Annotated in this window: 22 protein-coding genes; 14 read left to right on the top strand and 8 right to left on the bottom strand. The window is 45.6% G+C overall.

Going from position 1 to position 26966, the window contains the following annotated elements; all coding sequences use genetic code 11:
* The first annotated feature begins 1181 nt into the window (after nucleotides 1-1181).
* Nucleotides 1182-2450, top strand: a complete 1269-nt coding sequence (locus F6K38_RS15395; RefSeq protein WP_008185313.1) for an FIST signal transduction protein — start codon at nucleotides 1182-1184, stop codon at nucleotides 2448-2450.
* Between the two features lie 94 nt (nucleotides 2451-2544).
* Here F6K38_RS15395 and hisD read toward each other — a convergent pair whose 3' ends face one another.
* Nucleotides 2545-3870 carry a histidinol dehydrogenase gene (gene hisD, locus F6K38_RS15400; protein ID WP_008185310.1) on the bottom strand — a complete coding sequence of 442 codons (1326 nt, stop codon included), beginning with the start codon at nucleotides 3868-3870 and terminating at the stop codon, nucleotides 2545-2547.
* A 247-nt stretch (nucleotides 3871-4117) separates the two neighbouring features.
* On the opposite strand from hisD, the gene rpsT reads away from it, so the two are divergent.
* The 7 genes from rpsT to F6K38_RS15435 all read left to right on the top strand — a co-directional run bounded on the left by rpsT (nucleotide 4118) and on the right by F6K38_RS15435 (nucleotide 17733).
* Nucleotides 4118-4441, top strand: coding sequence for a 30S ribosomal protein S20 (gene rpsT, locus F6K38_RS15405; protein ID WP_008185308.1), 324 nt, complete (start codon nucleotides 4118-4120; stop codon nucleotides 4439-4441).
* 108 nt (nucleotides 4442-4549) lie between these two features.
* Complete coding sequence (locus F6K38_RS15410; protein ID WP_008185306.1) at nucleotides 4550-5362, top strand: TatD family hydrolase; 813 nt, start codon at nucleotides 4550-4552, stop codon at nucleotides 5360-5362.
* Between the two features lie 755 nt (nucleotides 5363-6117).
* Nucleotides 6118-9507, top strand: a complete 3390-nt coding sequence (gene rpoB / locus F6K38_RS15415) for a DNA-directed RNA polymerase subunit beta (protein WP_008185303.1) — start codon at nucleotides 6118-6120, stop codon at nucleotides 9505-9507.
* 46 nt (nucleotides 9508-9553) lie between these two features.
* Nucleotides 9554-11431 carry a DNA-directed RNA polymerase subunit gamma gene (locus tag F6K38_RS15420; RefSeq protein WP_008185301.1) on the top strand — a complete coding sequence of 626 codons (1878 nt, stop codon included), beginning with the start codon at nucleotides 9554-9556 and terminating at the stop codon, nucleotides 11429-11431.
* 218 nt (nucleotides 11432-11649) lie between these two features.
* The gene (locus F6K38_RS15425; protein WP_287356887.1) at nucleotides 11650-15591 is read left to right on the top strand and encodes a DNA-directed RNA polymerase subunit beta'; all 3942 of its coding nucleotides are present in this window, start codon (nucleotides 11650-11652) and stop codon (nucleotides 15589-15591) included.
* 295 nt (nucleotides 15592-15886) lie between these two features.
* On the top strand, nucleotides 15887-16309 hold the full coding sequence (locus F6K38_RS15430; protein ID WP_287356888.1) for a hypothetical protein: 423 nt from the start codon (nucleotides 15887-15889) through the stop codon (nucleotides 16307-16309).
* Between the two features lie 491 nt (nucleotides 16310-16800).
* Entirely contained in the window at nucleotides 16801-17733 is a 933-nt protein-coding gene (locus F6K38_RS15435; RefSeq protein WP_287356890.1) for an NB-ARC domain-containing protein, read from the top strand.
* A 582-nt stretch (nucleotides 17734-18315) separates the two neighbouring features.
* On the opposite strand, the gene F6K38_RS15440 is transcribed toward F6K38_RS15435, so the two are convergent.
* Complete coding sequence (locus F6K38_RS15440) at nucleotides 18316-19251, bottom strand: methylenetetrahydrofolate reductase (protein WP_287314253.1); 936 nt, start codon at nucleotides 19249-19251, stop codon at nucleotides 18316-18318.
* 29 nt (nucleotides 19252-19280) lie between these two features.
* A complete protein-coding gene (trpS, locus tag F6K38_RS15445) occupies nucleotides 19281-20291 on the bottom strand; it encodes a tryptophan--tRNA ligase (RefSeq protein ID WP_287356892.1) in 1011 nt (336 codons plus the stop codon).
* A gap of 208 nt (nucleotides 20292-20499) precedes the next feature.
* Here trpS and psb28 point away from each other — a divergent pair, with 208 nt between their 5' ends.
* Nucleotides 20500-20835 carry a photosystem II reaction center protein Psb28 gene (psb28, locus tag F6K38_RS15450; protein WP_287265483.1) on the top strand — a complete coding sequence of 112 codons (336 nt, stop codon included), beginning with the start codon at nucleotides 20500-20502 and terminating at the stop codon, nucleotides 20833-20835.
* A 188-nt stretch (nucleotides 20836-21023) separates the two neighbouring features.
* On the opposite strand, the gene F6K38_RS15455 is transcribed toward psb28, so the two are convergent.
* Together F6K38_RS15455 and F6K38_RS15460 are read right to left on the bottom strand one after the other, a co-directional pair.
* On the bottom strand, nucleotides 21024-21542 hold the full coding sequence (locus tag F6K38_RS15455) for an Ntn hydrolase family protein (RefSeq protein ID WP_287256967.1): 519 nt from the start codon (nucleotides 21540-21542) through the stop codon (nucleotides 21024-21026).
* Between the two features lie 61 nt (nucleotides 21543-21603).
* Nucleotides 21604-21744: a hypothetical protein gene (locus F6K38_RS15460; protein WP_154659818.1), complete on the bottom strand. Its 141-nt coding sequence runs from the start codon at nucleotides 21742-21744 to the stop codon at nucleotides 21604-21606.
* Nucleotides 21745-22185: 441 nt separating this feature from the next.
* Between F6K38_RS15460 and F6K38_RS15465 the strand changes: the two genes are divergently transcribed.
* The gene (locus F6K38_RS15465; RefSeq protein WP_154659817.1) at nucleotides 22186-22329 is read left to right on the top strand and encodes a hypothetical protein; all 144 of its coding nucleotides are present in this window, start codon (nucleotides 22186-22188) and stop codon (nucleotides 22327-22329) included.
* 62 nt (nucleotides 22330-22391) lie between these two features.
* On the opposite strand, the gene F6K38_RS15470 is transcribed toward F6K38_RS15465, so the two are convergent.
* Entirely contained in the window at nucleotides 22392-23240 is an 849-nt protein-coding gene (locus tag F6K38_RS15470) for a M20/M25/M40 family metallo-hydrolase (RefSeq protein ID WP_044493468.1), read from the bottom strand.
* A gap of 50 nt (nucleotides 23241-23290) precedes the next feature.
* Here F6K38_RS15470 and F6K38_RS44190 point away from each other — a divergent pair, with 50 nt between their 5' ends.
* The gene (locus tag F6K38_RS44190) at nucleotides 23291-23587 is read left to right on the top strand and encodes a hypothetical protein (RefSeq protein ID WP_131827107.1); all 297 of its coding nucleotides are present in this window, start codon (nucleotides 23291-23293) and stop codon (nucleotides 23585-23587) included.
* Between the two features lie 206 nt (nucleotides 23588-23793).
* Here F6K38_RS44190 and F6K38_RS15480 read toward each other — a convergent pair whose 3' ends face one another.
* Nucleotides 23794-23985 carry a hypothetical protein gene (locus F6K38_RS15480; RefSeq protein WP_131827106.1) on the bottom strand — a complete coding sequence of 64 codons (192 nt, stop codon included), beginning with the start codon at nucleotides 23983-23985 and terminating at the stop codon, nucleotides 23794-23796.
* A 635-nt stretch (nucleotides 23986-24620) separates the two neighbouring features.
* Here F6K38_RS15480 and F6K38_RS15485 point away from each other — a divergent pair.
* The 3 genes from F6K38_RS15485 (at nucleotide 24621) to F6K38_RS15495 (ending at nucleotide 25873) form a co-directional block, all read left to right on the top strand.
* Nucleotides 24621-24821, top strand: coding sequence for a hypothetical protein (locus F6K38_RS15485; protein ID WP_287256897.1), 201 nt, complete (start codon nucleotides 24621-24623; stop codon nucleotides 24819-24821).
* 583 nt (nucleotides 24822-25404) lie between these two features.
* Nucleotides 25405-25683, top strand: coding sequence for a hypothetical protein (locus tag F6K38_RS15490; protein WP_287256895.1), 279 nt, complete (start codon nucleotides 25405-25407; stop codon nucleotides 25681-25683).
* A gap of 4 nt (nucleotides 25684-25687) precedes the next feature.
* A complete protein-coding gene (locus tag F6K38_RS15495) occupies nucleotides 25688-25873 on the top strand; it encodes a hypothetical protein (RefSeq protein ID WP_287256893.1) in 186 nt (61 codons plus the stop codon).
* A 165-nt stretch (nucleotides 25874-26038) separates the two neighbouring features.
* Here the strand turns inward: F6K38_RS15495 and F6K38_RS15500 are convergent, their stop codons facing one another.
* Complete coding sequence (locus F6K38_RS15500) at nucleotides 26039-26446, bottom strand: hypothetical protein (protein WP_287356894.1); 408 nt, start codon at nucleotides 26444-26446, stop codon at nucleotides 26039-26041.
* Nucleotides 26447-26966 lie beyond the last annotated feature (520 nt).

Raw genomic sequence — 26966 nt, forward strand, 5'->3', positions numbered from 1 at the left:
GTTTGTAGGTCATGCAAAATAGGGTTAAGTCTCTTGTAATAAGGCGACCCTATCCTTACGGAGACTTCAAACCCTATTCTAAGGTTTCGTCTCCGGGAGGAAACGCGACGCGGCAGTTTTAACTGCCGTCATGAAAACTACAATGGTGAAGTGAGTAATGGTAAACGCCTACGTGATGAAGCAATTCTAGTACCTCAGAAATGCCGACCCTCTTTGATTGCATTGCGTTAATCCTCAGGTGCGCTTTCCGTTCTCCGTAGGAGACGCGGGGCGCGTTCGGCGAATTAAATTCGCTCAAGGTGCGACCCAAGGGCGATTTACTCGCCCTTGGGTCGCACCTTCGGGTCGCACCTCTTGTGAACGGGTAAATAATTGCAGATCTTTGACGAAACCTTAGAATAAAGAAGCCTTTATGGTTAGTCGGCTATGCATAGAAGGGTTAAATCTTTGTTATTAAGGCTTCTTTATTCTTACGGTAACTTTAAGCAGAGCGTACCGCACTGGCAAGCGTGGTAGTACCTAGAAAGCATAACCAACAAAAAAAAGTAGCGGGAACCCAAGGCTTGGACCAAGTGGAACTCAGTAGGGGCGCATTGACTACGCCTGTAAGATTCGATTACGGATTCTTAACGAATCCCCGCGTCTAATGACCGGGGATTGTCAAATTCCCCCTTTAATCGACAGATATTGACATAGCTAACTTGGTAGTGTGGTTGGGGTGGAATTCACCTTGAGCCCTTATCCTTCTTGCCATGGCTGACTTGAGGAAGGACTTCGAGTTAGAGGAACTGGGAATTTAAGGGAGCCTGTCTGATTTACCCACTATATTACGAATTGTTACTCTTAAATTGCAGTAGAGCGGATGGCTAATATGGCAATAACTATTCATAGTTATGCAGATATAGACAGATTTTTTGAGGCGCTTTCCAATGGCCGGGTTTCCCGGCCATTGGAAAGCGCGCCTTAAGAAAAACAGTTTATAACCCCGTTAACGCTAGCTTTTTGATAACTAGTAATTTAGATTAAGTTATATTAAGTTTAGTCTACCACAACCAATCCTCTTCTCAGTATCAGGTAAGGCTTAGTGGAAGTCTGTGGTAGTTCACCGTTATTATAAAACCTTAAGGAGTGGCCAATCCCCTCAATAGGCAATGGTATCGGGAGTGAATTAGGTAGAATAGATGGCTAAAGTGATCAAGTGGGCAAATGCTCTATCAACCCGTGCATCATTAGAAGCGGCAGTGGCCGAAGTGGCAGACTGCCTTGAGAAGTCTTTGCCTTCAAGAGCAGATTTGGGTCTGGTGTTCATCTCATCTGCCTATGCCAGTGAGTATCCTCGCCTCATCCCCCTGCTCCAGGAACGATTGTCTTTACCTGTGCTGATTGGTTGTGGTGGGAGTGGCATCATTGGGATGAACACCAATGGTCAGGCTGTGGAAGTTGAGGAAGGACCAGCCCTAAGCCTCAGCCTAGCCTGTTTGCCTGATGTTAGTGTCCATAGCTTTCATATCCCTGGAGACGCCTTGCCAGATTTGGATAGTCCTCCTGATGCTTGGGTGGACTTGATTGGCATTTCCCCCCAAGAGCAACCCCAGTTTATTTTATTCTCTGATCCCTTGTCATCTAAAATTAATGATTTGCTCCAAGGGTTGGATTATGCTTATCCAGGCTCAGCCAAGGTAGGAGGACAGGCTAGTGGTGGCTCTATGATGGTTAAGAATGGCTTGTTTTGCCTGAAAGACCAGACCCAACTGGCAAAGTCTCTCTACCATGAAGGAACTGTGGGGGTTGCTCTAAGCGGCAATGTTGTATTAGAAACCATTGTGGCTCAAGGCTGTCGTCCTATCGGTGAAACCTATCAGGTGGCTAAAGCAGACCAGAATATCCTGCTGGAATTGACAGCCCTCGATCAAGGCAAGATCACCAGCGGTGAGCCAGCATCCCATCCCCCATTAATGGTGTTGCGCGAGTTAATCCAAAGTATGGATGAGGCAGACCGTAAGCTGGCACAACATTCACTCTTTGTGGGAGTTGCCCGAGATGAGTTTAAACAACAGCTGGGTCAGGGAGACTTTCTGATCCGCAATCTGTTAGGTGTGGATCCGAGGATTGGTGCGATCGCTATTGCTGATCGGATTCGACCCGGTCAACGTATTCAGTTCCACCTCAGAGATGCTCAGACTTCAGAGGAAGACTTGGCACTCCTTCTTGAGGACTATCAAAAGCAAACTAACACCACTCAAGCTGCTGGTGCTTTGATGTTTTCCTGTCTGGGGCGAGGAGAAGGACTTTACGGTAAACCTAATTTTGATTCCCAACTATTCCACCGTTACATCAAGGATATTCAGCTGGCTGGCTTCTTCTGTAACGGGGAAATTGGTCCAGTAGGCAGTAGTACGTTTTTGCACGGCTTCACCTCAGTTTTTGGGATTTTCCGTGCTAAAGAGTAAGAATGAAGAATTAATTCTTAATTCTTAATTCTTCATTCTGGGGAATGAGTAACTACCTGACTACCGGCAGAGCATTAACTAGATTATTTTTCTATTATTGTTCTACTGCCTTTGACCCCCCAGCATCAAGCTGAGTTCGTAAGCGCACAGATTCAGCGTGAGATGGTAGACCTTCTGCTTCAGCAAGAGTCTCGATAGCACCAGCCACTTTATGGAGGGCTCGGTCTGAATACTGAATCAAACTGGAGTGCTTCATAAAGGTTTCCACACCTAGGGCAGAAGCATAACGAGCAGCACCTGAAGTTGGTAGGGTGTGATTGGGTCCAGCCAAGTAATCACCTACTGCTTCAGGGGTTGAGTTACCCAGGAAAATTGCCCCAGCGTGGTGGATATAGTCTAGTAAGTCCCAAGGTTGGGTAATTTCTAGTTCTAAGTGTTCTGGAGCAAACTGATCAGACAGTTGTGCTGCCGCTTCTAAAGAATCAACAACAACGATTAGACCATAGTGAGCGATCGCTTTTTCTGTCAACAGGCGTCGTGGATGGTCTTTTAGTTGCTGTTGCACTTGTCCCTGCACTTGTTTGGCTAATTGAGGATCAGTGGTCAGGAGAATCGCTGCTGCCATTGGGTCATGTTCTGCCTGAGCCAATAGATCGACAGCCACATGAACTGGATTAGCTTCCTCATCCGCAATAATTAATACCTCAGAAGGACCAGCCAGGGAGTCAATCCCTACAATACCGTAAACCAGTTTCTTGGCCAGGGTTACGTAAATGTTCCCCGGACCGCTAATCACATCCACGTTGGGAATGGTTTCGGTTCCAAAGGCTAAGGCGGCAATTGCTTGGGCACCACCTACCCGGTAAATCTCATGAATCCCGGCTTCCTGAGCAGCCACAAGCACAGCCGGATTAATGCTTTGATCAGGTCTTGGTGGGGTAACCATTACAATTTGGTCAACCTGAGCTACCTTGGCTGGGATGGCATTCATTAACACAGTACTGGGATAGGACGCCCTACCGCCAGGAACATATAGTCCAGCCTTATCTACAGGAGTGTAGCGCTTGCCTAAAACCACATCATCTTCACCAAATTGCACCCAGGATTTGGGAATTCGTTGTCGATGAAATGCCTCAATTTGTCCAGCAGCTAATTGAATCGCATCAAGTAATTCCTTGGAGACCTGTTGGTAAGCCGCATCTAGTTCCGAACCGCTGACTCGCAGTTGTTCTCGACTCAATCTCAGCTGATCAAATTCCTCAGTGTAGTGCAGGAGCGCTACGTCTCCTTTACGCTTCACTGCCTGTAAAACTTCCCTTACAGTTGCCTCTTTGTTCAGCATTTGGTCAGAAGCCGTGCGATCGCGGATACGCCGCAGTTCAGTTTGTGCCTCAGCCTGCTCAGTTATGATTCGCAGCATGGAGTCGGAGTGCCCATCACGCTAGTGTTGCTCGTCCTAGACCAGGTTTATACACTTCTCCTGATCAAAGGTGTCTATTTTTCCTGGACTTACTTTAAGAATATAGCTTAAAGACGATGATGCTTGGGTTACGCTATGGGTGTTGATACTAGTTTATTATGATATATGGTATGATGTTACTTCTGGTATCATACCACTTTCTATGGGAGGTAACTCCCAAACTAAATTAAGTTAAGTAAAGACTGCTGTGGCTAATAACAAGTCTGCCCTCAAACGCATAAAAATCGCCGAACGGAACCGAATTCGGAACAAAGCCTACAAATCAGCGGTGAAAACCCTGACGAAGAACTATTGTGCTGCCTTAGAAGAGTACGAACGCCAACCAAGTCCGGAAGCCTTGGAACAAGTCAAACGTCGAATGTCAGAAGCATACAGCAAAATTGACAAGGCTGTCAAGCGTAAGGTGCTCCATCGCAATAATGGCGCTCGGAAAAAAGCAAGTCTTGCCAAAAAGCTCAAAGCTATAGAGGCTCAACTTAACGCTACTGTGACCGAATCACCTGCTGTATGATGAGATTGCCTGACTCAGCTGACCTTAGCTAAGTGCTGCAATTAGTAATTCAGCAAAAACCGCTGTTAATTAAACTAAAAATAGATAAATAGATTAAAAACTGTATTGATGCAGTTGATTGATACCCACGTCCATATCAACTTCGATGTCTTTGAGTCGGAGTTAGAGCAATTAAGGCACCGATGGCTTGAAGCTGGTGTGGTTCGTCTAGTTCACTCTTGCGTAGAACCGTCTGAGTTTACAGGCATCCAAGCTCTAGCCGAGCGATTTCCCGAACTCTCCTTCGCGGTAGGCTTGCACCCCTTAGATACGGAAAAATGGACTTCCGAAACGGAAAATCAGATTTTGACCCTAGGGCGCTCTGATGCTAGGGTCGTAGCTATCGGAGAAACGGGTTTGGATTTCTATAAAGCAAAGAACCAACAATACCAAATAGAAGTGTTAAAAGCCCAACTAGGGATTGCCCACCAACTTGGCTTGCCAGTCATTATCCACTGCCGTGACGCTGCTGCTGCAATGAGGGGCATACTCCAAGAGTTTTGGGAAAGTACCGGGCCAATAAGAGGTGTGATGCACTGTTGGGGAGGTAATCCTCAACAGACACAGTGGTTTTTGGATTTGGGGTTTTACATTAGCTTCAGTGGCATTGTGACCTTTAAAAATGCCACTCAGGTAAAAGAATCAGCCACCATGGTACCTAGCGATCGCCTACTCATCGAAACGGATTGTCCGTTCCTGGCACCAGTACCCAAGCGAGGCAAACGAAATGAACCAGCCTATGTTCGCTATGTAGCCGAGTGCGTTGCCCGATTACGAGGGATATCTCTAGAAGAGTTGGCTGCTCAGACCACCCAAAATGCCTGTCAGCTTTTTGGTCTTAGCCTCTCAACAGCAACTGCTGCCCAAATAGGGATTGGGTAAATCTCAACCAGACCTGAAAGGGGAAAACCTGAAGGTGGGTTCTTGATAATCTCAACTCCCCTACTCTGCTATGGTTCAGTAGAAAGAGAATGATGGGTCGACTTCTAGGCTTGCTGTGAACACCTATGGTAACACCTAGAAGAGGAAATAACAGGAAATAATCCGACTCTTTGAATAGTACTTTTGGGAGAGGTTTACCGAAGTAGGGTTGACAAAAAAGAGAACAGATGCTACCAGGTTTATCCTGAATATGACTAACCAAAGGACAAGCCCTACAAAGGTTTTAGCCTCCAGCTAAGCACAAGCCATGTGTAGGACAGGGCATATCGACGGTGACAAGTGTAAAAACCACAACTAGCACCGGCAGCAAGTACTCCAAGTCCAGTATAGTCCAGTATAGTGTTTTGGTTGTTTTCCTGATCCATGCCTGAGTTTCTTTCAATCTAGTAATAGACATGGTTTAAATTCCCACGGATGGCTTTCGAGAAAAAGTGGAAGATAGAAGGCACTCTAAGCCATAGCTATGAACATCTAAAACCTAGATTAGGGTTACCTGAGGTCCGGTGGTGTTCAGCTTAAGAATTCCACGTTTACGTTATCTGTGGGACTGTCAATTCTAACAGTTGATCTAGTATCTATTTATCTAGTATCTATTAGCTCGAACCCAAGTTTTAAGGAACTGTTCAAGTACAAGTACTGCCTTGGGAAGGGAATCGAAATCGGCGCTGACTTAAAAAGAGTGAAGAACAGACCCCATGACTAATCAGACTTACACAACAGCCACCTATATGTTGCCAGACTTAGTTGAAATTCAGCGTGCTAGCTTTCGCTGGTTCTTGGAAGAGGGGCTAATTGAAGAACTCAATAGCTTCTCGCCGATTACCGACTACACTGGCAAAATGGAGCTGCACTTCTTGGGTGAAAACTACAGGCTGAAGTATCCTAAATATGATGTAGATGAAGCTAAGCGGCGAGACAGTACCTATGCCGTACAAATGTACGTTCATACTCGCCTGATTAATAAAGAAACCGGCGAGATCAAAGAACAAGAAGTATTCATCGGTGATTTGCCTCTGATGACAGACCGAGGCACATTTATCATTAACGGTGCTGAGCGAGTCATTGTTAACCAAATTGTTCGCTCTCCTGGGGTTTACTACAAGTCTGAAACTGATAAAAACGGACGTCGTACCTACTCAGCCTCCTTGATTCCCAACCGGGGGGCTTGGTTGAAGTTTGAAACCGATAAAAATAACTTAGTTTGGGTGCGAATCGACAAAACCCGTAAACTGTCTGCACAGGTGCTTTTAAAAGCCTTGGGGCTTGGTGATAGTGAAATTATTGATGCTATGCGCCACCCAGACTACTATCAAAAAACCCTTGACAAAGAAGGGAACCCCAGTGAAGAAGAAGCCCTGCTGGAGCTCTACCGCAAGCTGCGTCCTGGGGAACCTCCCACTGTTAGTGGTGGTCAGCAGTTATTGGAATCCCGTTTCTTTGACCAGAAGCGTTATGACCTAGGTCGGGTCGGTCGCTACAAAATCAATAAAAAACTACGGCTGAATATTCCTGACACGGTAAGGGTATTGACCCCCCAAGACATACTCGGGGCAATTGATTACCTAATCAACCTGGAATTTGACATTGGTAGCACAGATGATATTGACCACCTAGGAAATCGCCGAGTTCGCTCTGTTGGTGAACTACTGCAAAACCAAGTGCGGGTGGGACTAAATCGCCTAGAGCGGATTATTCGGGAACGGATGACCGTTTCAGAATCCGATACCCTTACCCCAGCCTCATTGGTAAACCCCAAACCCCTAGTAGCAGCGATTAAGGAATTTTTTGGGTCCTCTCAGCTTTCCCAGTTTATGGATCAGACCAATCCATTAGCTGAATTGACCCATAAACGGCGTCTGTCTGCCCTAGGTCCTGGGGGGTTAACTCGCGAACGGGCAGGTTTTGCAGTGCGGGATATTCATCCATCTCACTATGGCAGAATTTGCCCCATTGAAACTCCAGAAGGTCCCAACGCAGGTCTGATTGGCTCCTTGGCAACCCACGCTCGGGTGAATAATTATGGTTTTATTGAAACTCCTTCTTACCCAGTAGAAAATGGGCGAGTCCTAAAAGACCGACCGCCCTTGTACATGACTGCAGATGAAGAAGATGACCTGAGGGTAGCACCAGGAGATATTGCCTTAGATCAGGAAGGTTACATCCTGGGAGAGTCTGTACCAGTCCGATATCGACAAGAATTCACCACCACCACCCCTGACCAAGTGGACTATGTGGCGGTATCACCAGTGCAAATTATCTCTGTTGCCACCTCTCTAATTCCCTTCTTAGAACATGATGATGCCAACCGAGCTCTGATGGGCTCAAATATGCAGCGGCAAGCTGTGCCATTGCTTCGACCTGAGCGCCCCTTAGTGGGAACAGGATTGGAAGCCCAGGCGGCTCGGGACTCAGGTATGGTCGTGGTGGCTGCCAGTGATGGTGAGGTGGTGTATGTCGATGCCAACACAATTCGGTTACAGCCTTATCCAACCACCACAGATACGCCAGCCCTGCCAGGGGAAAAGGGCAATGAGAATGAGTTAGAATTTCCTAGCCCTGTTCAACCAAAAGAAACCCCAGCAATTATTGAATACTCCCTCCAAAAGTATCAGCGCTCTAACCAAGATACCTGCTTAAATCAACGACCCTTGGTGTATGTAGGAGATGAAGTTGTGGGGGGTCAGGTACTGGCAGATGGCTCGGCTACAGAAGGGGGTGAAATCGCCCTCGGACAAAATATTCTAGTCGCTTATATGCCTTGGGAAGGCTATAACTACGAAGATGCCATCCTGGTTAGTGAACGGCTAGTTTACGATGATGTCTACACAAGTATTCACGTTGAAAAGTATGAAATAGAAGCGCGACAGACTAAACTAGGTCCGGAAGAAATAACCCGAGAAATTCCCAATGTGGGGGAAGATGCCCTGCGTCAGTTAGATGAAACCGGGATCATTCGGATTGGAGCCTGGGTAGAAGCTGGGGATATCTTGGTGGGGAAAGTTACTCCCAAGGGGGAATCAGACCAGCCACCAGAAGAAAAACTGTTGCGAGCTATATTTGGGGAAAAAGCTAGGGATGTACGGGACAATTCTCTGCGAGTCCCCAATGGTGAAAAAGGGCGTGTGGTAGATGTGCGGGTATTTACCAGAGAGCAAGGGGATGAACTGCCACCGGGAGCCAACATGGTAGTGCGTGTATATGTGGCTCAGAAGCGTAAAATCCAGGTTGGTGACAAAATGGCAGGTCGTCACGGCAATAAGGGAATTATTTCCCGGATTTTGCCCATCGAAGATATGCCCTACCTGCCCGATGGTACACCTGTAGATATTGTACTAAACCCCCTGGGAGTACCCAGTCGCATGAATGTGGGTCAGGTATTTGAATGTCTATTAGGATGGGCTGGGGAACACCTGAATGTCAGATTTAAGCTTACTCCCTTCGACGAAATGTACGGTGCAGAAGCATCCCGCCTCACTGTCCATAACAAGCTTAAAGAAGCCAGTGAGCAACCTGATAAAGAGTGGGTATTTAATCCGGAGCATGCCGGAAAAATTACTGTCTACGATGGTCGCACCGGAGAAGCCTTTGACCAACCAGTCACAGTGGGGCAAGCCTATATGCTCAAGCTAGTCCACTTGGTAGATGATAAAATTCATGCTCGCTCCACCGGACCGTACTCCCTAGTCACCCAGCAACCCTTGGGGGGTAAAGCCCAACAAGGTGGTCAGCGGTTTGGGGAAATGGAAGTCTGGGCATTAGAAGCATTTGGAGCATCTTACACCCTCCAAGAATTGCTCACTGTTAAATCAGACGATATGCAAGGCCGCAACGAAGCTCTCAATGCGATTGTGAAAGGAAAAGCCATTCCCCGACCTGGTACTCCCGAATCCTTTAAGGTACTGATGCGAGAACTCCAATCCTTAGGACTCGACATAGCTGTTCACAAAGTCGAAACCACAGAAGACGGTAGTAGTAATGATATGGAAGTGGATTTAATGACCGATTCAGAACGCCATCGAACACCACGCTCACCAACCTATGAATCCCTAAACCAGGAAGAGTTGGTGGAAGAAGAGCAACCCTAAAAGGTTGCTCTATATGAGTGTCTGTGAATAGGGAAATGACAAAATTATGAGAAGCCAAATAGAACAGCGGTTTGACTACGTAAAAATTGGTATTGCCTCTCCTGAGAGAATTCGTCAATGGGGAGAAAGGACTCTTCCCAACGGTCAAATGGTCGGTGAAGTGACTAAGCCAGAAACCATTAACTATCGCACCCTCAAACCGGAGATGGATGGGCTGTTCTGTGAGCGGATCTTTGGTCCAGCTAAAGACTGGGAATGCCATTGTGGTAAGTACAAGCGGGTGCGCCACCGAGGTATTGTCTGTGAACGCTGTGGTGTAGAAGTGACCGAGTCCCGGGTAAGGCGTCACCGTATGGGATACATTAAACTAGCCGCACCCGTGGCTCACGTCTGGTATCTCAAAGGGATTCCTAGCTACCTCAGTATTTTGCTTGATATGCCCCTGCGGGATGTAGAACAGATTGTCTACTTCAACGCCTACGTAGTACTAAACCCAGGTAATGCGGAAAACCTCAGCTATAAACAGCTGCTCACCGAAGACCAATGGCTGGAAATTGAGGAGCAGCTCTATAGCGAAGACTCAGACCTATCTGGGGTAGACGTGGGGATTGGGGCTGAGGCTCTGCAACGACTCCTACAGGATTTGGATTTAGACGCGATCGCAGAAAAGCTGCGAGAAGAAATTGCGGCTTCTAAAGGTCAAAAGCGAGCTAAGCTCATCAAACGGTTGCGAGTGATTGACAACTTTATTGGCACCGGGGCTCAGCCAGATTGGATGGTGCTGAGTGTCATCCCTGTCATTCCCCCCGACCTGCGACCGATGGTGCAACTGGATGGGGGTCGCTTTGCTACCTCTGACTTGAATGACCTCTATCGACGAGTCATCAACCGCAACAATCGACTAGCCCGGTTGCAGGAAATTCTGGCACCGGAAATCATTGTCCGCAATGAAAAGCGGATGCTTCAGGAAGCTGTGGATGCCCTGATTGACAATGGCAGGCGAGGACGGACAGTCGTAGGGGCAAACAATCGACCCCTGAAGTCCCTCTCTGACATTATCGAAGGTAAACAGGGTCGCTTCCGGCAAAACCTGCTAGGAAAACGGGTGGATTACTCTGGAAGGTCAGTGATTGTAGTCGGTCCAAACCTGCATATCCACCAGTGTGGTTTGCCCAGAGAGATGGCGATTGAGCTGTTTCAACCTTTTGTGATTCACCGCCTGATTCGTCAGGGTTTGGTGAATAACATCAAAGCAGCTAAAAAATTGATTCAACGGGGAGATCCCACTGTGTGGGACGTACTCGAAGAAGTGATTGCAGGTCACCCGGTGATGCTAAACCGAGCCCCAACTCTACACCGACTAGGAATTCAAGCCTTTGAACCCATTTTGGTAGAAGGTCGTGCCATTCAACTGCACCCCTTAGTCTGTCCAGCCTTTAATGCGGACTTTGATGGCGACCAGATGGCAGTACATGTGCCCCTATCCCTAGAATCCCAATCAGAGGCTAGGTTGTTAATGCTGGCATCGAACAATATTCTGTCACCAGCAACAGGTCGCCCGATTATAGCACCAAGTCAAGATATGGTCTTGGGATGCTATTATCTAACCGCAAAAAATCCAAATGCCACCAAGGGAGCAGGTCGTTACTTTGCTAACCTCGAGGATGCAATCAAAGCCTACGAACAAAAGCAAGTACACCTCCATGCCTATATTTGGGTCCGCTATGACGGCATAGTTGACACAGACGAACAAGACACGGAGATGATTTCTGAAGAATCTTCACCCGATGGTATGGTGACCAAACTCTACAAAAACCGGCGAGTCAGGGAAACAGCCGATGGTGAACTTATTTCCCAGTACATCCGCACCACCGCAGGTCGGATCATCTACAACAAAACTATTCAAGAAGCCCTATGGGGCTAGGTAAAAGGTAAGCATTTAGAATTGAGAATGCGCGAATTGAGAATTAGGAAATTCAAGAGAATGTAGAATGTAGAATGTAGGATTTTAAAGAATTAATTCTTAATTCTTAATTCTTAATTCTTAATTCTTAATTCTTAATTCTTAATTCTTAATTATTGATTCTTAATTCTTAATTATTAATTCTTAATTCTTAATTATTCATCCCCTTCAAAAGCATCATGGCAGATAAAAAAGCTAAAAAAGACTTGATTTTTTATAACCGGATTGTTGATAAAGGCCGGTTAAAAAAGCTGATCTCTTGGGCGTATACCAAATACGGAAGTGCCCGGACAGCCCAAATGGCCGATAAACTCAAAGATCTGGGGTTTCGCTATGCTACCCAGGCGGGGGTTTCTATCAGTGTAGATGACCTGCAAGTGCCACCAGCTAAACGCCAGATGTTAGATGAGGCGGAAGCTATGATTCGTGCCACAGAAGGCCGGTTCACTAGGGGTGAAATTACTGAAGTTGAAAGGTTTCAAAAAGTTATCGATACCTGGAACGGCACCTCTGAGGCTCTCAAAGATGAGGTCGTCCGTAACTTCAAAGACACAAACCCCCTAAATTCAGTGTACATGATGGCTTTTTCCGGAGCACGGGGTAACTTGTCTCAGGTGCGGCAATTGGTAGGTATGCGGGGTCTGATGGCTAATCCCCAAGGTGAAATTATTGACCTACCGATTAAGACTAACTTCCGGGAAGGATTAACGGTAACAGAATACATTATCTCATCCTACGGAGCCCGCAAAGGCTTGGTGGATACTGCCCTGAGAACGGCTGACTCTGGTTACCTCACCCGTCGTCTGGTGGATGTTTCCCAGGACGTGATTGTACGAGACCTTGATTGTGGCACCAGTCGGGGCATCAAAATCGCAGCCATGACTGACGGCGATCGCATTTTAATTTCCCTAGCGGATAAGCTCTTAGGTCGAATTGTAGCAGAGGAATTGGTTCATCCAAAAACCGGGAAAGTAATTGCTAAACAAAACCAAGATGTATCTGATCAACTAGCCAAAGAGATTGAATCGTCTGGTATTAAAGAGGTAATGGTGCGATCGCCTCTAACCTGTGAAGCCCAGCGGTCAGTTTGCCAGAGATGCTATGGTTGGAGCTTAGCTCATGGGCACATGGTGGATTTGGGCGAAGCGGTGGGGATTATTGCTGCCCAGTCTATTGGGGAACCAGGAACTCAGTTGACTATGCGGACCTTCCACACAGGGGGTGTGTTTACCGGGGAAGTGGCACGCCAGCTCTCTGCTCCCGTTAAGGGTGTAGTAAACTTTGGCAAAAGCCTACGTACCCGCCAAGTTAGGACTCGCCACGGTGACGAGCGTCAACAAGTGGAACTAGCTGGGGATCTGATTTTGGCACCAACTAATGGCTCTGCCAAAACCTTTCCTTTAACAGCGGGCTCCTTGGTCTTAGTCAGTGATGGGCAAACAGTCAGCAAGGGTGATCTGTTAGCAGAAGTAGCCCTGAGTAAAAGCCGTCCTTCCACAGAAAAAGCGGCTAAGGATGTGGCATCGGACTTAGCCGGGGAAGTGCTATTTGCCGACTTAGTCCCTGAGGAAAAAACAGATCGACAGGGTAATACTACTCGGATTGCCCAACGCAGCGGTTTGCTCTGGATTTTATCTGGGGACGTCTATAACCTACCCCCTGGTGCCGAACCGGTGGTGAAAAATGGGGATACTGTAGAGATTGGCACAGTACTGGCGGAAACCAAATTAGTCACACTCAATGGTGGTGTGGTGCGACTGACCCCAGGCAAAAGAGAAATTGACATTATCACAGCTTCCGTCCGCTTGGATCAATCACAGGTGAGAATGGAAAGCACGGGGGGTCGGGAACAATATGTGATTCACACTGCCAATAATCAGCACTTTTCCCTGAAGGCAACCCCTGGCACAAAGGTACTCAACCACCAGGTGGTGGCGGAACTGATTGATGACCAATACTACACTAAAACCGGTGGCATTATTAAATATGCTGGTGTAGAGGTGGCTAAACGGGGTAAAGCCAAGCAAGGTTACGAAGTTACCAAAGGCGGTACCTTACTCTGGATTCCGGAAGAATGCCATGAGGTCAACAAAGATATTTCCCTGCTGCTTGTGGAAGACGGTCAATATGTGGAAGCAGGCACAGAAGTGGTTAAGGATATCTTCTGTCAATCGTCAGGTGTAGTGGAAGTTGTCCAAAAAAATGATATCCTCCGGGAAATTGTGGTTAAGCCTGGGGAATTTCATCTGGTGGAGAACCTACCAGAGACCATGACTAGTGAGGGTCACCTGATCTATCCCGGCTCGGAAGATTTGCCAGGGATAACGGTAGAAAACCTGTGTTATGGAGAAGCAGTTGACACACCTGATGGTATGGGACTGCTGCTGCGGCCAGTGACTGAGTTTGCTGTACCAGATGAACCAGCGGTTCCCTCTCAGGCGTCCATTAATACCCAAGACAATTCCAACCAAGGGACCCAAGGAACCCAGATTCAATTGCGAGCCATCCAACGCATTCCCTATAAAGATGGAGAACGGGTCAAGTCTGTGGATGGGGTGGAATTACTCCGCACCCAGTTGGTATTGGAAATGAGCAACCCCGATGCTGGCAGTGACCATTCTAGTTCATCCCAGCTGAGTGCTGATATTGAGTTAGTCAGTACTGAGGATGAAGCCTCTGAGGATATGCGATTACAACTGGTGATCCTGGAGTCGTTGGTGGTTCGCCGGGATACCAATGCAGATCCGTTAGGGGGTAATACCAAAACCCGGATTTTAGTAAATTATGGGGACGAAATTCCTCCAGGTGCGGTAGTTGCTCGAACAGAAATTCAGTGCAAGGAAGCTGGTGAAATCCGGGGAATTCAAGAAGGATTAGAAGCCATTCGCCGAGTGCTGGTGGTCAGGGATGCTGACCGAGTCACAATCCCCATTACGTCTCCTGCCACAGTCAAAGTAGGGGATTTGGTCGTTGGTACCAACACCTTAGCGGAAGGGACACCCGCTGGAGAATCAGGTCAGGTGGTTCAGGTGACGGATGATTCTGTTATCCTGCGACTGGCTCGTCCATACCGAGTTTCTGCGGGGGCAATTTTGCAAATTGACAAGGCAGATTTGGTGCAGCGGGGTGATAACCTGGTACTACTGGTGTTTGAACGGGCTAAGACAGGGGATATTATCCAAGGTTTGCCTAGGATTGAAGAACTACTAGAAGCTCGCAAACCCAAAGAAGCCTGTATATTGGCCAGACGTCCTGGAGAAGCCCAGGTGATTTATGAAGAAGGTGAAACCGTTGATATCAAGGTAATTGAGTCAGATGGAGTCGTGACCGATTACCCGATTTCCCCTGGGCAAAATGCTATTGTTTCCGATGGTCAGCAAGTCGGTACCGCTGAACCAATCACCGATGGCCCAGCCAATCCCCATGAAATTTTAGATATTTTCTTCAACTACTGTCTCGAAAAGAGAGGTGTCTACGAAGCGGCTTTAAAGGGATTGCAACAGGCACAGGCATTTTTGGTAAATGAAGTGCAGTCGGTTTATCAGTCTCAAGGAATTGATATTGCTGATAAGCATATTGAGGTGATTGTTCGTCAGATGACCTCTAAAGTGAGGGTAGACGATGGTGGTGATACCACTATGCTACCAGGAGAACTTGTGGAGTTGCGGCAGATTGAGACAGTGAATGACGCCATGGCCATCACTGGTGGTGCGCCAGCTCAATATACACCGGTACTACTGGGAATTACCAAAGCATCCCTTAATACCGATTCATTTATCTCTGCTGCCAGCTTCCAAGAAACTACTCGTGTGCTGACAGAAGCAGCGATCGAAGGGAAATCTGACTGGCTCAGAGGTCTGAAAGAGAATGTCATCATTGGGCGTCTGATTCCCGCAGGAACTGGTTTCAATTCTTACCAAGAGCCCACTCTTGGTAATCCAGAACCGGAATTCGACCATGGGAGTAGCATGGTCTATGGCTATGGTGAACCCGCCGATAGTACTGAATTACAGCAAGGCAACCTGCTTGATGATAACACAGCCCGTGTTTACAGCTTAGATGAGGAGAGTGATTTGGCTACTGATCCTAGCAACTTAGACCTCTTGAATGGAAATTATTAACCATAAGCTTGAACTCTACCCCGGATAAATCTTGGGAAAAACAAGGGCGTCTGATCATCAGCTTTTTAAAAGCTTTTGATCAGACGCCCTTACGGTATTATTTAGTATGATTCATTCCTATCACCAGACTTCAACCTAGCTGTATGCTTAGGTCTGGATGCAGGCGCTGATCGGGTTTACACGGGGATTATAAGGTGCGGACGCCACCCTGGGCACATAGCCCCCAATGATTTATAATACACCGGTGCTGGACTAACGTAGTTTCATCTTAAAATAAGAAGAAGGGGTTATAAACATGACAACTGTCAGCAAAAGTGAAAAACTCAAGGAAATACAGGAAGCCTATAAAAAAAGTAATAATTCGATGGCTTATGAGTTGTGTAGAGTATTTGAACAGGTCTGGCAAGTTGCTCCAGATGAATCAGCCTTAGCAATCGCCAATAAGATTATGTCAAAAGATATATCTTATTTTATGTTTGTCTTTGATTTGGACACGGAGGAAGATTATAGCGAAAAGCTCAAACAGGCTAGCAAGGAATCATATGGAAGTCGTAGAGAATGGCGTCAAAAATTAGAAGACTTAGAAGGGAAAAAACAGCTGGAAGCAGAAGAAGAGGAAGTTAAGGAAAATTTGTTAAATTTACTGAGTGATTCTAGCGCTGATACTGATAGCAATATCAGAGAAAATTTATTAGAGATAGTAAAAGCTTGTCTTTGATGAAACCAGACCATTACCCGGATCTCTACTACCATCACTGTTGCTTCAATGCTCCCTTGCTAGAGGTTACAGGTAAATCAAAGCGTCTCTCGCTCACATAACCCTTGATCAGCTCAGTTATTGACAAAAGTGGGGTATTGAGTTAACCAGACAATTGGTGAAAACGCGATTGACCTACGGTCACGCTACGCGAACGCATTCGCACCGCATCCCCTGTCCCACTTAGCTTGATGTAGGGTGGGCAGTGAAGCAAACCGATTCACCAAGCTGGCCATAGCCTTGGGTTTGCACTGCTGCCCACCAACGGATTAATCACAATGCTCCATGATCTCAGTTTAACGGAGAGGAAGAACAGGGCAAAGACAAGCCAGATCAAGGAGATTTTAACTAGTCAGTTATTTCCGAGACGGTGTACTAGTCGTTATACAAACTTTAGATCCAGTGTTCAGTCTGTAAGGGTTTATAAGTTTTATCTCAAGGAAGGCAAGCAAATGGCGCAGGGTGCGTTTTATCCAGAAGATGAACTGTTTTTAGAAGCAGTAAAGCTTTGGGATTTAGACAATTTATATATAGATATAGCCGAACAAAAACAGAGGGAAACCCAGAATAAAACCACACTTACATCAGTGGAAAAAGTGTACTTGAGAGGATTGCTTTGTGGCTACTCCCCAAAAAAAATAGCTGAGACTCTCCATCGGAGCTCTAACTCAATCGCTGTTGCCCTGACTAGGGGATTGTATCGATATGTCGAAGCACTAACTAATCGAGAATTAAATAGCCTCACTAACTGGAAAGACGTCTCTAAGTGGCTAGAAGTTGCAGGATACAAAATGCCTCAGTACCACCACGATTGGGGGGAAGCACCAGAAATTTATGCTTTCTATGGACGCACTAATGAAGTCAATCAACTGCAGCAATGGATTAGTAAAAAGCAATACTCACTAGTAGGGATTCTCGGTATAGGAGGGATTGGTAAAACCACTCTTGCTGTCAAACTTGCAAACAACCTTCAAGGGGAATTTGAGTATATTATTTGGCGTAATCTGCGCCATGCTCCACCCCTGAAACAACTGCTAGTAGAGCTGATTCAATTCCTATCTCACCAGCAATCATTCAATTTACCAGAAGACATCAACGCTCTTATTTCTAGCTTGATAAAATGTTTACAAGAGCATCGGTGTCTGATCGGACTGGATGACGCAGAGCAGATTCTAAGTCCTGGCGCTATAGCTGGATACTATCAAGCCAACTATGAGGATTATGGTCAGCTATTTAGACGAGTAGCCCAGGAAAAACACCAAAGTGCTTTGCTGCTGATCAGTTGGGAAAAATTTCTACAACTAGAGTTACTGGAGCAAAAAAATAACAGTACTGCTTCCTTAACCCTGAAGGGTTTACCTACAGAAGAAGCTGAGAAAATTTGAGTAGATAACGGGTTATTTGGAAATACAGAAGAATGGGAAACCTTGATTACCCGTTATCGAGGCAATCCCTTAGCCTTAAATCTAGTAGCGACAACAATTGAACAATTTTATAATAGCAGTGTCTCGCAATTTTTAAGATTGAATGAGGTATTTGTTCCTGAGCCAATGAGGTTAATTTTAATTGCACAGTTGAATCGCTTAGATCAGTCAGAAAAAGACTTGATTAGGTATCTAGCGATAAGTACTACACCCGTTTCCCGGGAACAATTGCGCCAGGATATGACCATTAGCTCGGATTCAAAACTAATCAATGTTTTACAATCCCTCCAGAGGCGTTCACTCATTGAGACATTCACAGACATTAGTCAAACTTTTTTCACCCTATACCCTGTAGTTAGTTCGGTGATTCTTAGTATTAGTTAAAAGGAGAAAAGATAACAGGGAACAGGGAGGAGTGTGGGAAGTTTGGGAAGTTTGGGTAGGGTGGGGAGAGAAAAAGGTATATTTACCCTATTCCCTATTCCCTGTTCCCTGTTCCCTGTTCCCTGGGCATAGCGCTATAACAATTGACCTGAAATTTACTTACTTAAAAACTAAGTCATTAACGGGAGAGGATTTCTGCAATGGCGAAATGCCAGCCAAATCCAAAATCTGGGGAATCAAGTCTTCTCGCCGGACTGCCATCATATGAACACCCTGGCACAGTTGCCGTGCGAGCTTAACTTGCTCAGCGGCAATTTTTATCCCTTCTTGTAACTGATTATCTGCTGCTGCTAGCCGATCAATAATTTCCTCAGGGATATCAACCCCTGGAACGTTTTTATTAATAAACTTAGCATTTTTAGCGGATTTGAGCAAAAATATCCCTGCTAAAATCGGCTTATTACTACCAGCAGCAATCTGATTCATAAACTTCTCTAGCCGATCAAAATCACAAATGAGCTGGCTTTGGAAAAACTGTGCTCCGGCCTCCAGTTTCCGTTCAAACCGACGCTGTAAGCCTGACCAACTCTTTAGCTGGGGGTCTACCGCTGCACCAGTAAATAAATCAGTTCCTTGATCAGTAAGGGGCTTATCATTGAAATCAACCCCTTGATTTAGCTTAGTAATTAGTTGCAATAGGCGTACTGATTCTAAGTCAAATACACTTTTAGCATCAGGATGATCACCTGCTTTGACTGGATCACCGGTTAGGGCGAGAATATTACCGATACCTAAAGCATTAATACCCATCAAGTCAGCTTGCAAGGCGATGCGGTTGCGATCGCGACAAGCCACCTGACAAATTGGTTCAATTCCCTCCTGGCGTAAAATCACTGAGGCTGCCCAAGACGACATCCGCATGACTGCCCTAGAGCCATCAGTGATATTGATAGCATGGACTCTATCCTTGAGGGTTTGAGCCATTTTGACCATGTGAGCTGGGTTACCCCCCTTGGGGGGTGCCACTTCTCCAGTAATCAAAAATTCACCGGACTCAACGGCAGTGCGAAATGAGTTCTTAGTGGGGTTAGTCATTGGTTATAGTATGTACTTATCTCCAGGAATTAGGTTACATCAATGAACCCTAATGCAGTTTTTACCCTGGACAAGGTCTGGTTTGCGATCGCTTCCGCTTTTTGTCGCCCCTCTCGCAACACCGACTCAAGATAGCCCTGCTCTGACCTCACATCGTGATACTTCTGTTGAATCGGCTTGAGCGCTTCAATGGTTACTTCTGTGAGTAAGGGCTTGAATTTGCCCCAACCCATATCCTGACATTCTGTCGCCACCTCTTCCTTTGTTTTCCCAGAAAGCAGGGTATACAAAGTTAGTAGATTCTCACATTCCGGGCGTTCTGGATCATCAAACCATAAGCCTTTAATCGGGTCAGTTTTACAGCGCTTGATTTTCTTTTGGATCTCCTCAGGGGAGTCAAGCACGTTAATCCTGCTCAACTCGGATGGATCAGACTTAGACATTTTGCGCCTGCCATCAGTAAGACTCATCACACGAGCACCAGTTTTTCGGATCATAGGCTCTGGCAACTTTAGCACAAGTTTCTCCTGACTGCCAAACTTGTCATTAACTCGGATAGCGATATTACGAGTCAGTTCGATGTGTTGCTTTTGGTCTTCTCCCACTGGAACTTGATCGGCATCATAAAGTAAAATATCCGCTGCCATCAACACCGGGTAGTCCAGTAAGCCAGTACTGACATTTTCCCCTTGTTTAACCGCTTTTTCCTTGAACTGGATCATTCGCTCTAGCCAGTTAAGAGGGGTAATGCAGTTGAGCAGCCAAGCTAGTTCACTGTGGGCAGGGATATGGGATTGTACGAAGATAGTAGAGCATTCTAAATCAATCCCGCAGGCTAAGTAGAGGGCAGCAATGCTTAAGGTATCTTCTGCTAGAGTTACTGGGTTATGGGGTACAGTAATAGCGTGTAAATCAACTACACAAAATAGATTATCATACTGACTTTGACCTTCGACCCAGTTGCGGATAGCTCCAAGATAGTTACCCAGGTGAAGATTGCCAGTTGGTTGAACTCCAGATAGAACGCGCTGTTTACCCATGTATGATCTAGTGATTGCTTAAATCGGTTTGCCGAAACGGTATCAGTGTAATCCCATTTTCCCACTGCTTAGGCTAAATTTGGATTATTTTCGCCATTGCTAGGTCGTTAACCCAGGCATCAGTTAAAATTTTCTGCCATTTAGGGCAGTTTGGATGAGAAGATAGTGGGGTAAGGATTCTTAATATTTTCTTAATTGGACTTATAGCATGGCAGAAATTCAGTTCTCTAGAGGTATCAAAGAAGAAGTTGTGCCCGACGTACGTTTGACTCGCTCCACAACTGGTCAGACTGGCAGTGCAACCTTTATTTTTACCAAGCCTAAAGTATACGATAAAGATTCTAAGGATGAGATCACCGGAATGTACATGATTGATGAGGAAGGTGAGATTTCTACCAGTAAGGTTAATGGCAAATTTGTTAATGGTGAACCAATGGCTATAGAAGCAACTTACATAATGAAATCTCCAGAAGAGTGGGATCGTTTCATGCGTTTTATGGAACGGTATAGTGAAGAAAATGGCTTAGGATTTACTAAATCCTAACAGTATTAAGCTAAGTCTTCAGTGCTGGGTATTAATGTCTGGCCAACCGTCAACCCTCAAAAACGCTTAAGCATATGCGCTACGCGCACGCTAAGCGAACAGCCGTCAGCCGTTGGCCTTTGGCTGATAGCTGATAGCTGATAGCTGATAGCTTACTAACAAGCTGAGTACTCAGCACTATACCCAAGTTAGATATCGCTGATTTCCTTAGTAATCACATTAATGGGAGGAGAGCAATATACGCAAAGCTCATTAGCGATCGCTACCGCTTCTTCAGGGGTTTTATCTAAGTACATTGCGGTCAGAGCATAATCTTGTCCAGCACCAATGGCACCAAATTCATTAATTTTATCAACAAGATAGCCATCACTGATACAAAAAATATCCTGTTCTACTGCTAACAAATATTCGTTTCTGCGACCAAAGGTATCGTCTTTATCCTTTGCCCAACTATAAAATTCCACAATAAAATCGAGAACAGCCTCAACGGTAGGAGCTGCTGGAGAATGGTTTCTGGCAAATATTTGCATGAAACTCAATTCCATGGTATAACCCACGCCGCCAATAATCATGTTATTGATTTCAAATAGCTTGCCCCACTCATCCCCAGTTACCCGGTGAGTTTGCTTGAGGTATCCTGACAGCCGAATGCTATCGGAGGCAAAAACTAGTTGATCAGGGTATTTTCTGGCAGCGACAACGCTCATAAGTTGCTCCTAATGGTTTTAGTCGATGATTACGGTGAAACAGGCACCGATATAGCAGTCATTAACAAACTAGTTTAGCCTTATCCATCGCAACCAGTTCCTCTAGGGTGGGCAGTGCCTGGGGTGACCGGGTGTGGGGTGACCGGGTGTGGGGTGACCGGGTGAGGTGTGGGGTAGGGTGTTCACTTTGTGCGATGGCCATAGCTTAAACTTCATGCACTTTTTGTCTGATAGTATCAGACAGTGTATCTCTTGCATGATATCCATTCTGGGCTCAGGCCCATAATAAACAGCCTAGGCAGTGCCTACTAATATCAAGTCTGGTTGAATACCCATAATTAAGGAGAGGGTGGGGACGGTGGGAGGTGTGGGGAGATGGGGAGATGGGGAGATAGGGGAGATAGGGGAGATTTTTATTAAGGGTAATTATCCTGACATGATCTAACGCCCTGTGGCCAGCTGATCTGATCTCGGTGCATCTCAATGCAGGGCGGTCTTGGGGGAAACCCCCACTCGCGCTTTGCATCAAAACGGGAGTAGGAAACAGGAAAAAAATCCTGTGTACCTGATTAAGATCAGAACCGCTATCAGAAACACATTTTGAAACCCAAACCCCAGGAAGGATTAGCTGAGGAGAATAGTGTTGGAATCGGGAAGAAGTAGTTTTCGAGACTTCTTCCCGACTCCCGACTCCCGATTCCCGACTCCCGATTCCCGACTCCCGATTCCCGACTCCCGATTCCCGACTCCCGATTCCCGACTCCAAATTCTAAATTCTAAATTCTAAATTCTAAATTCTAAATTCTAAATTCTAAATTCTAAATTCTAACTTCCCGACTCCCGATTCCCCTAGACAAGATTTCCAAGACCAGCGATTAAGCCACGACAGACACCAGTGAGAAAATCTAAATCTAGGGTATCAATGCGATCGCTTGGTTGATGGTAATGGGGATTGCGCAGAAATGCTGTATCGGTTACCATCAAAGCTCGATAACCTTGGTCCCAAAATGGAGCGTGATCACTGAGCCTGGTCTCACGAACGATTATCCCTCGTGATGGTATTGGTAAGCACTGACAAGGGATCCCCACTTGGCGGATACGGCGAGCTAAATGCCTCAAGTCAAGGATTGTTGGCAAGTTTCCCACTAAGGTAATGAAGTCCCCCTGATTGGGGTAAAAATATTTTAGTCCTGGTGGGTAGGTTTGGGAATTGGGAGTGCGATCGCAATACCCTAACATTTCCAAAGACAGCATTAACCGCAAGGGTTGCTGTTGTTCTTTTAAATAGGCAGCATAGGCAGCACTTCCGAGCAATCCATACTCTTCCATATCAAATGCTACCAGTCGGACTGGGTGTTTAGGCCCAGTAGTGGCAAAGGCTCTAGCTAATTCCAATAGCACCGCTACGCCGGTACCATTATCATCTGCTCCTGGGCTTCCAGGTACCGCATCATAGTGAGAGCCAATTAAAATCGGAGCAAACTGTTGCGGTCTCGCCTCTTTTCCCGGTAGATTCAGAATCAGATTATGATGGGTTTTGCCCGACACCTGAAACTTGTGAATTTCAACGCTTCCCCACTGTTCTAATTCCTGGCGGATGTACTCCTGGACATAGAAATGTCCCGCAGATGCCATATACGGATCGCGATCGCGTACTATCTGGCTGAGGTGGGTGATTAGACGTTCTTTTAGATCCAAGGCAGTGTAATCAGGCAGAAGATTATCATCTAATCTTACCATCTCGGGATTTGGTCCCAAGTAAGCATTCAGCGGTCAGCGGTCAGCCGTCAGCCGTCAGCGGTCAGTGGTCAGTGGTCAGCGGTCAGCGGTCAGTGGTCAGTGGTCAGCGGTCAGCGGTCAGCGGTCAGTGGTCAGTGGTCAGTGGTCAGTGGTCAGCTAACGTAACTCAGATTAAACTAATGCTTACCTGTTGTCTTGATGCAGTCGCTCATGGGGGAAACCACGGCAGTCGCTCATGGGGGGAACCCCCAAGACCGCGCTGCCTCCCCAAGACCGCGCTGCATCGCTTATTCAAAAGCTTATAGCTGATTGCTGATTGCTGATTGCTTATAGCTGATTGCTGATTGCTGATTGCTTATAGCTGATTGCTGATTGCTGATTGCTGATTGCTGATTGCTGATTGCTGATTGCTTACGGTCCCAACAGCACCCCTACACCAGTAGCATAATTATGTCCTCAGGTGATTTCCGGGTACCTGATTATAGTCAAAATCTCTGATTATGGGATATAATTAGATGAAACTATTCCGATATTTTTTCTCGTGTCCAGGTAGATTCAGCATTACATGGTGATGGGTTTTACCCAACACTTGATTCTCCTGGATTTCGAGACTTTCTAATTTTTTTAATTCTGAGCAGATGGACTGCGACCCAAAGAAATGCCCCCCATCTCCCATATAAAAAGTAAAGGAGTAAGGTTTCAAGGGTAATGTTTTTTGATAACTAATTATCCGGACATGATATCAAACAGCTTTTAGGAGATGCACCCTGACCACAAGGCAAAAGGTATAGCAGAAGTCAGAAGTCATAAGTCAGAAGTCAGAAGTCAAACTCTTGCGCTTCTTGATGCAATAGCGAGTGGGGGAAACCCCCAAGACCGTAATGGTGCTTTTTCCGTTGGCGAATTAAATTCGCCACGGGTCGCACCTCTGCATCGCTTACAAAGGGTGTGAGACTAATGTCGATGTCCTAACTGCCCTGGCGACTGCTATAACAGGCAAAAGGCAACATTAGGAAAGATATCTGAAGTTCCTTATTCCTTATTCCCTACTTCCTCCTCCCAGCCCTATCCTTAAAATTACTAGTTAAAATTACCAAAGCGATCGCTTACCAATGATTATGGGATTCTCAGCAAAGAGACCCTACGGGATTGACCGAAGGTCACGCTACGCGATGAAGCGTTCGCGTAGCGTGGCCAAAGGCCTCAGCTTCCGCTAAGAGCGATCGCTTTTTTTATTCCCCCTAAAACTCCCCAAAAAAAAATTTTTAAAACCCTTGACAATTACAAATATAATCATTACAATAATCATATTAACACGATGAATTCAAGTTTTGATCTATGTCAAAAGACTTTAAGCCAAACTTCAAGAAGCAACCTGTTGAGCACACTCTGAAAGGCTCTCGTGAAGCAGTAATCTATAGTATCCAAATGCTTTATAAATTGGGCTATGCCGAGATTGCCGAATGGTCTCCTCTTGAACCGACTGAGGTTCCAGGGGAAGTCATTACTAAAATGATGAAGTATTGGCTGTTGCCATAACACTTTAAATTTCTGGGGGGTTTTCCCCCCTGGCCAAGGCTCCGGTTTGATTACATCAAATCACATCCGGATTGGTTTGGAAACTCATTGACATAGATCATTTAAATAGCCGTAGATAGTATTTCTACGGCTATTTTTTTTTGACTTTTGAGACTCGCAAAGTAAGCATTCTGTAGGGTGGGCATTGCCGGTTTTTAATCCCAAATCCTGCCCAAATTTATCTGAGCAATGCCCACCAACCAAGGTACCCATTGCTGAGTAATCATTTCAGCCCATAATTTCCAAAAAGATACATTCTGTTTTGGGCTGACTTTGGACGTATTTATAAGGGTTTGAGCTTGCCATTAAATCATTCGTAGGGTCAATTTGGGACTGTATCTTCCATGAGCCCATTGGCATCAAAACCTTATAGAGTAAGCTTTTTCGGGCTCATGTCACCCCCTCAGGGCAGATCATCTATTGGTTCTGAGTGAGTTTGTGTAGTTATCAATCGACTCCTCGTTGTTCAACACCCTGCTACACAAGGATTTTAACCTTTTTTGTCTACCCCATTCCTTCAATTTGAGTGAATGGTGAGTCTCAGGTGAGCACAACTTCTCTATCCTCTCAAGCATATATAATCTTACTTTTGTCAGTCAAATATGATACAAAATTCCCTGGATATGAGGTTTTATATGAGGTTTATGAGGTTTTATATGAGGTTTATGAGGTTTTATATGGGGTTTATGAGGTTTTATATGGGGTTTATGAGGTTTTACATGAGCATTCTGTAGGGTGGGCATTGCCGGTTTACTTACCCAAATCCTGCCCAAATTCATCTGAGCAATGCCCACCAACGAAGGTAGCCATGGCCGGTTTCTGAACCAATGCCCACCCTACATTATTGTGGATTGGTGGGCATTGCCCATTTCATTAATCGCCGTTCAATCATGATCTTCATCAACAATGGCCACCCTACGATTCTCTCGGCAATACCTAGCAAAAAGCAACGGCGAGTCCCATTGAGGAATACGCTCGCCGTTGGTGGATATGGGTTAGAAGTGGAGTATTGAGGGTGGAGTTACCAGAAGAAGGTAACGGGGCGATCGCCCCGTTACCTTTCTACCCTACAGCAAAGGTTTTCCTTCCTTAATTACCAATAATTATCATTCTGTTTGTAGAATGTTTGATTTTTTGGAAGTCCCTTGTGATCTGCAACCTGCGGATGCTCCTTAGAATTAAAACGCTGTGTGACAACCCTCTACATCCATGTATATATCCCATGGTAGTGCGTCACGAACTATTACTTGGTAGAATGGCTCCACACCTTCAAACACGTTATCATAAGAAGTGGGTTGATCAGAGCGATACCCCGGAACAGGAAGATTTTTAACATCATCATGCCCAGAGTATCGAGGTATGATAAATGATATTGTTTGTTGGTCTTCTTCAAAGCTTATAAAGCTGACATCCAGTGACGATGCTGGCCCACCTATAACATCTAGTATATACTGAGAAGATCCCTCGGCCAAGAGAATAAAGCGAGGTTCGACATAACATTCCGCAGCTTGCGCACTACCAACGATCATTACTAGGGACAGGCAAAACACCAACATCCCTTTCAACACCTTGTGGACTACTTGCATTTTGAACTTCTCCTTTTTAGGTTATTGCAGGGAGCATGTCACTTATGTAGAACATTTGTACTATACCTCTAGCCCCCTCATGGGTTTACATAAGCTTGCTGTGATGGTACTGTAGTTCATTTGTTCTGCAACCCTTGACCTGCTCCCCCCAGTTCCTAATTCTTAGTTGGAACAATGTAATACTAGCCCTGTTATATATCTCTTATTCTCATAAAACTCAGATCAAACCTCATATAAAAACTCATATAAAAACTCATATCAAACCTCATATCAAACTCATAAACCTCATATCAAACCTCATAAATCTCATATCAAACCTCATAAACCTCATATCAAACCTCATATCAAACCTCATAAACCTCATATCAAACCTCATAAACCTCATATCAAACCTCATATCAAACCTCATAAACCTCATATCAAACCTCATATCAAACTTCATATAAGTACAGGGTCAACGGGGAGTAGGTCAAAATAATAGAACAAATGAACTACTTGACAAAATCACAAAAATAATTTA

The organism is Moorena sp. SIO3B2 (assembly GCF_010692525.1).
Classification (GTDB): Bacteria; Cyanobacteriota; Cyanobacteriia; order Cyanobacteriales; family Coleofasciculaceae; genus Moorena; species Moorena producens.

Bases quoted from the DNA above. Each gene is read 5' to 3' on its own strand.
- F6K38_RS15430 (WP_287356888.1), top strand. From the start codon at position 15,887: ATGACAACTGTCAGCAAAAGTGAAAAACTCAAGGAAATACAGGAAGCC.
- trpS (WP_287356892.1), bottom strand. From the start codon at position 20,291: ATGGGTAAACAGCGCGTTCTATCTGGAGTTCAACCAACTGGCAATCTT.
- F6K38_RS15435 (WP_287356890.1), top strand. From the start codon at position 16,801: ATGGCGCAGGGTGCGTTTTATCCAGAAGATGAACTGTTTTTAGAAGCA.
- F6K38_RS15460 (WP_154659818.1), bottom strand. From the start codon at position 21,744: ATGGCCATCGCACAAAGTGAACACCCTACCCCACACCTCACCCGGTCA.
- F6K38_RS15395 (WP_008185313.1), top strand. From the start codon at position 1,182: ATGGCTAAAGTGATCAAGTGGGCAAATGCTCTATCAACCCGTGCATCA.
- hisD (WP_008185310.1), bottom strand. From the start codon at position 3,870: ATGCTGCGAATCATAACTGAGCAGGCTGAGGCACAAACTGAACTGCGG.
- F6K38_RS15455 (WP_287256967.1), bottom strand. From the start codon at position 21,542: ATGAGCGTTGTCGCTGCCAGAAAATACCCTGATCAACTAGTTTTTGCC.
- F6K38_RS15500 (WP_287356894.1), bottom strand. From the start codon at position 26,446: ATGCAAGTAGTCCACAAGGTGTTGAAAGGGATGTTGGTGTTTTGCCTG.
- F6K38_RS15485 (WP_287256897.1), top strand. From the start codon at position 24,621: ATGTCAAAAGACTTTAAGCCAAACTTCAAGAAGCAACCTGTTGAGCAC.
- F6K38_RS15440 (WP_287314253.1), bottom strand. From the start codon at position 19,251: ATGACTAACCCCACTAAGAACTCATTTCGCACTGCCGTTGAGTCCGGT.
- F6K38_RS15410 (WP_008185306.1), top strand. From the start codon at position 4,550: ATGCAGTTGATTGATACCCACGTCCATATCAACTTCGATGTCTTTGAG.
- rpoB (WP_008185303.1), top strand. From the start codon at position 6,118: ATGACTAATCAGACTTACACAACAGCCACCTATATGTTGCCAGACTTA.
- F6K38_RS15495 (WP_287256893.1), top strand. From the start codon at position 25,688: ATGCCCACCCTACATTATTGTGGATTGGTGGGCATTGCCCATTTCATT.
- F6K38_RS15425 (WP_287356887.1), top strand. From the start codon at position 11,650: ATGGCAGATAAAAAAGCTAAAAAAGACTTGATTTTTTATAACCGGATT.
- psb28 (WP_287265483.1), top strand. From the start codon at position 20,500: ATGGCAGAAATTCAGTTCTCTAGAGGTATCAAAGAAGAAGTTGTGCCC.
- F6K38_RS15420 (WP_008185301.1), top strand. From the start codon at position 9,554: ATGAGAAGCCAAATAGAACAGCGGTTTGACTACGTAAAAATTGGTATT.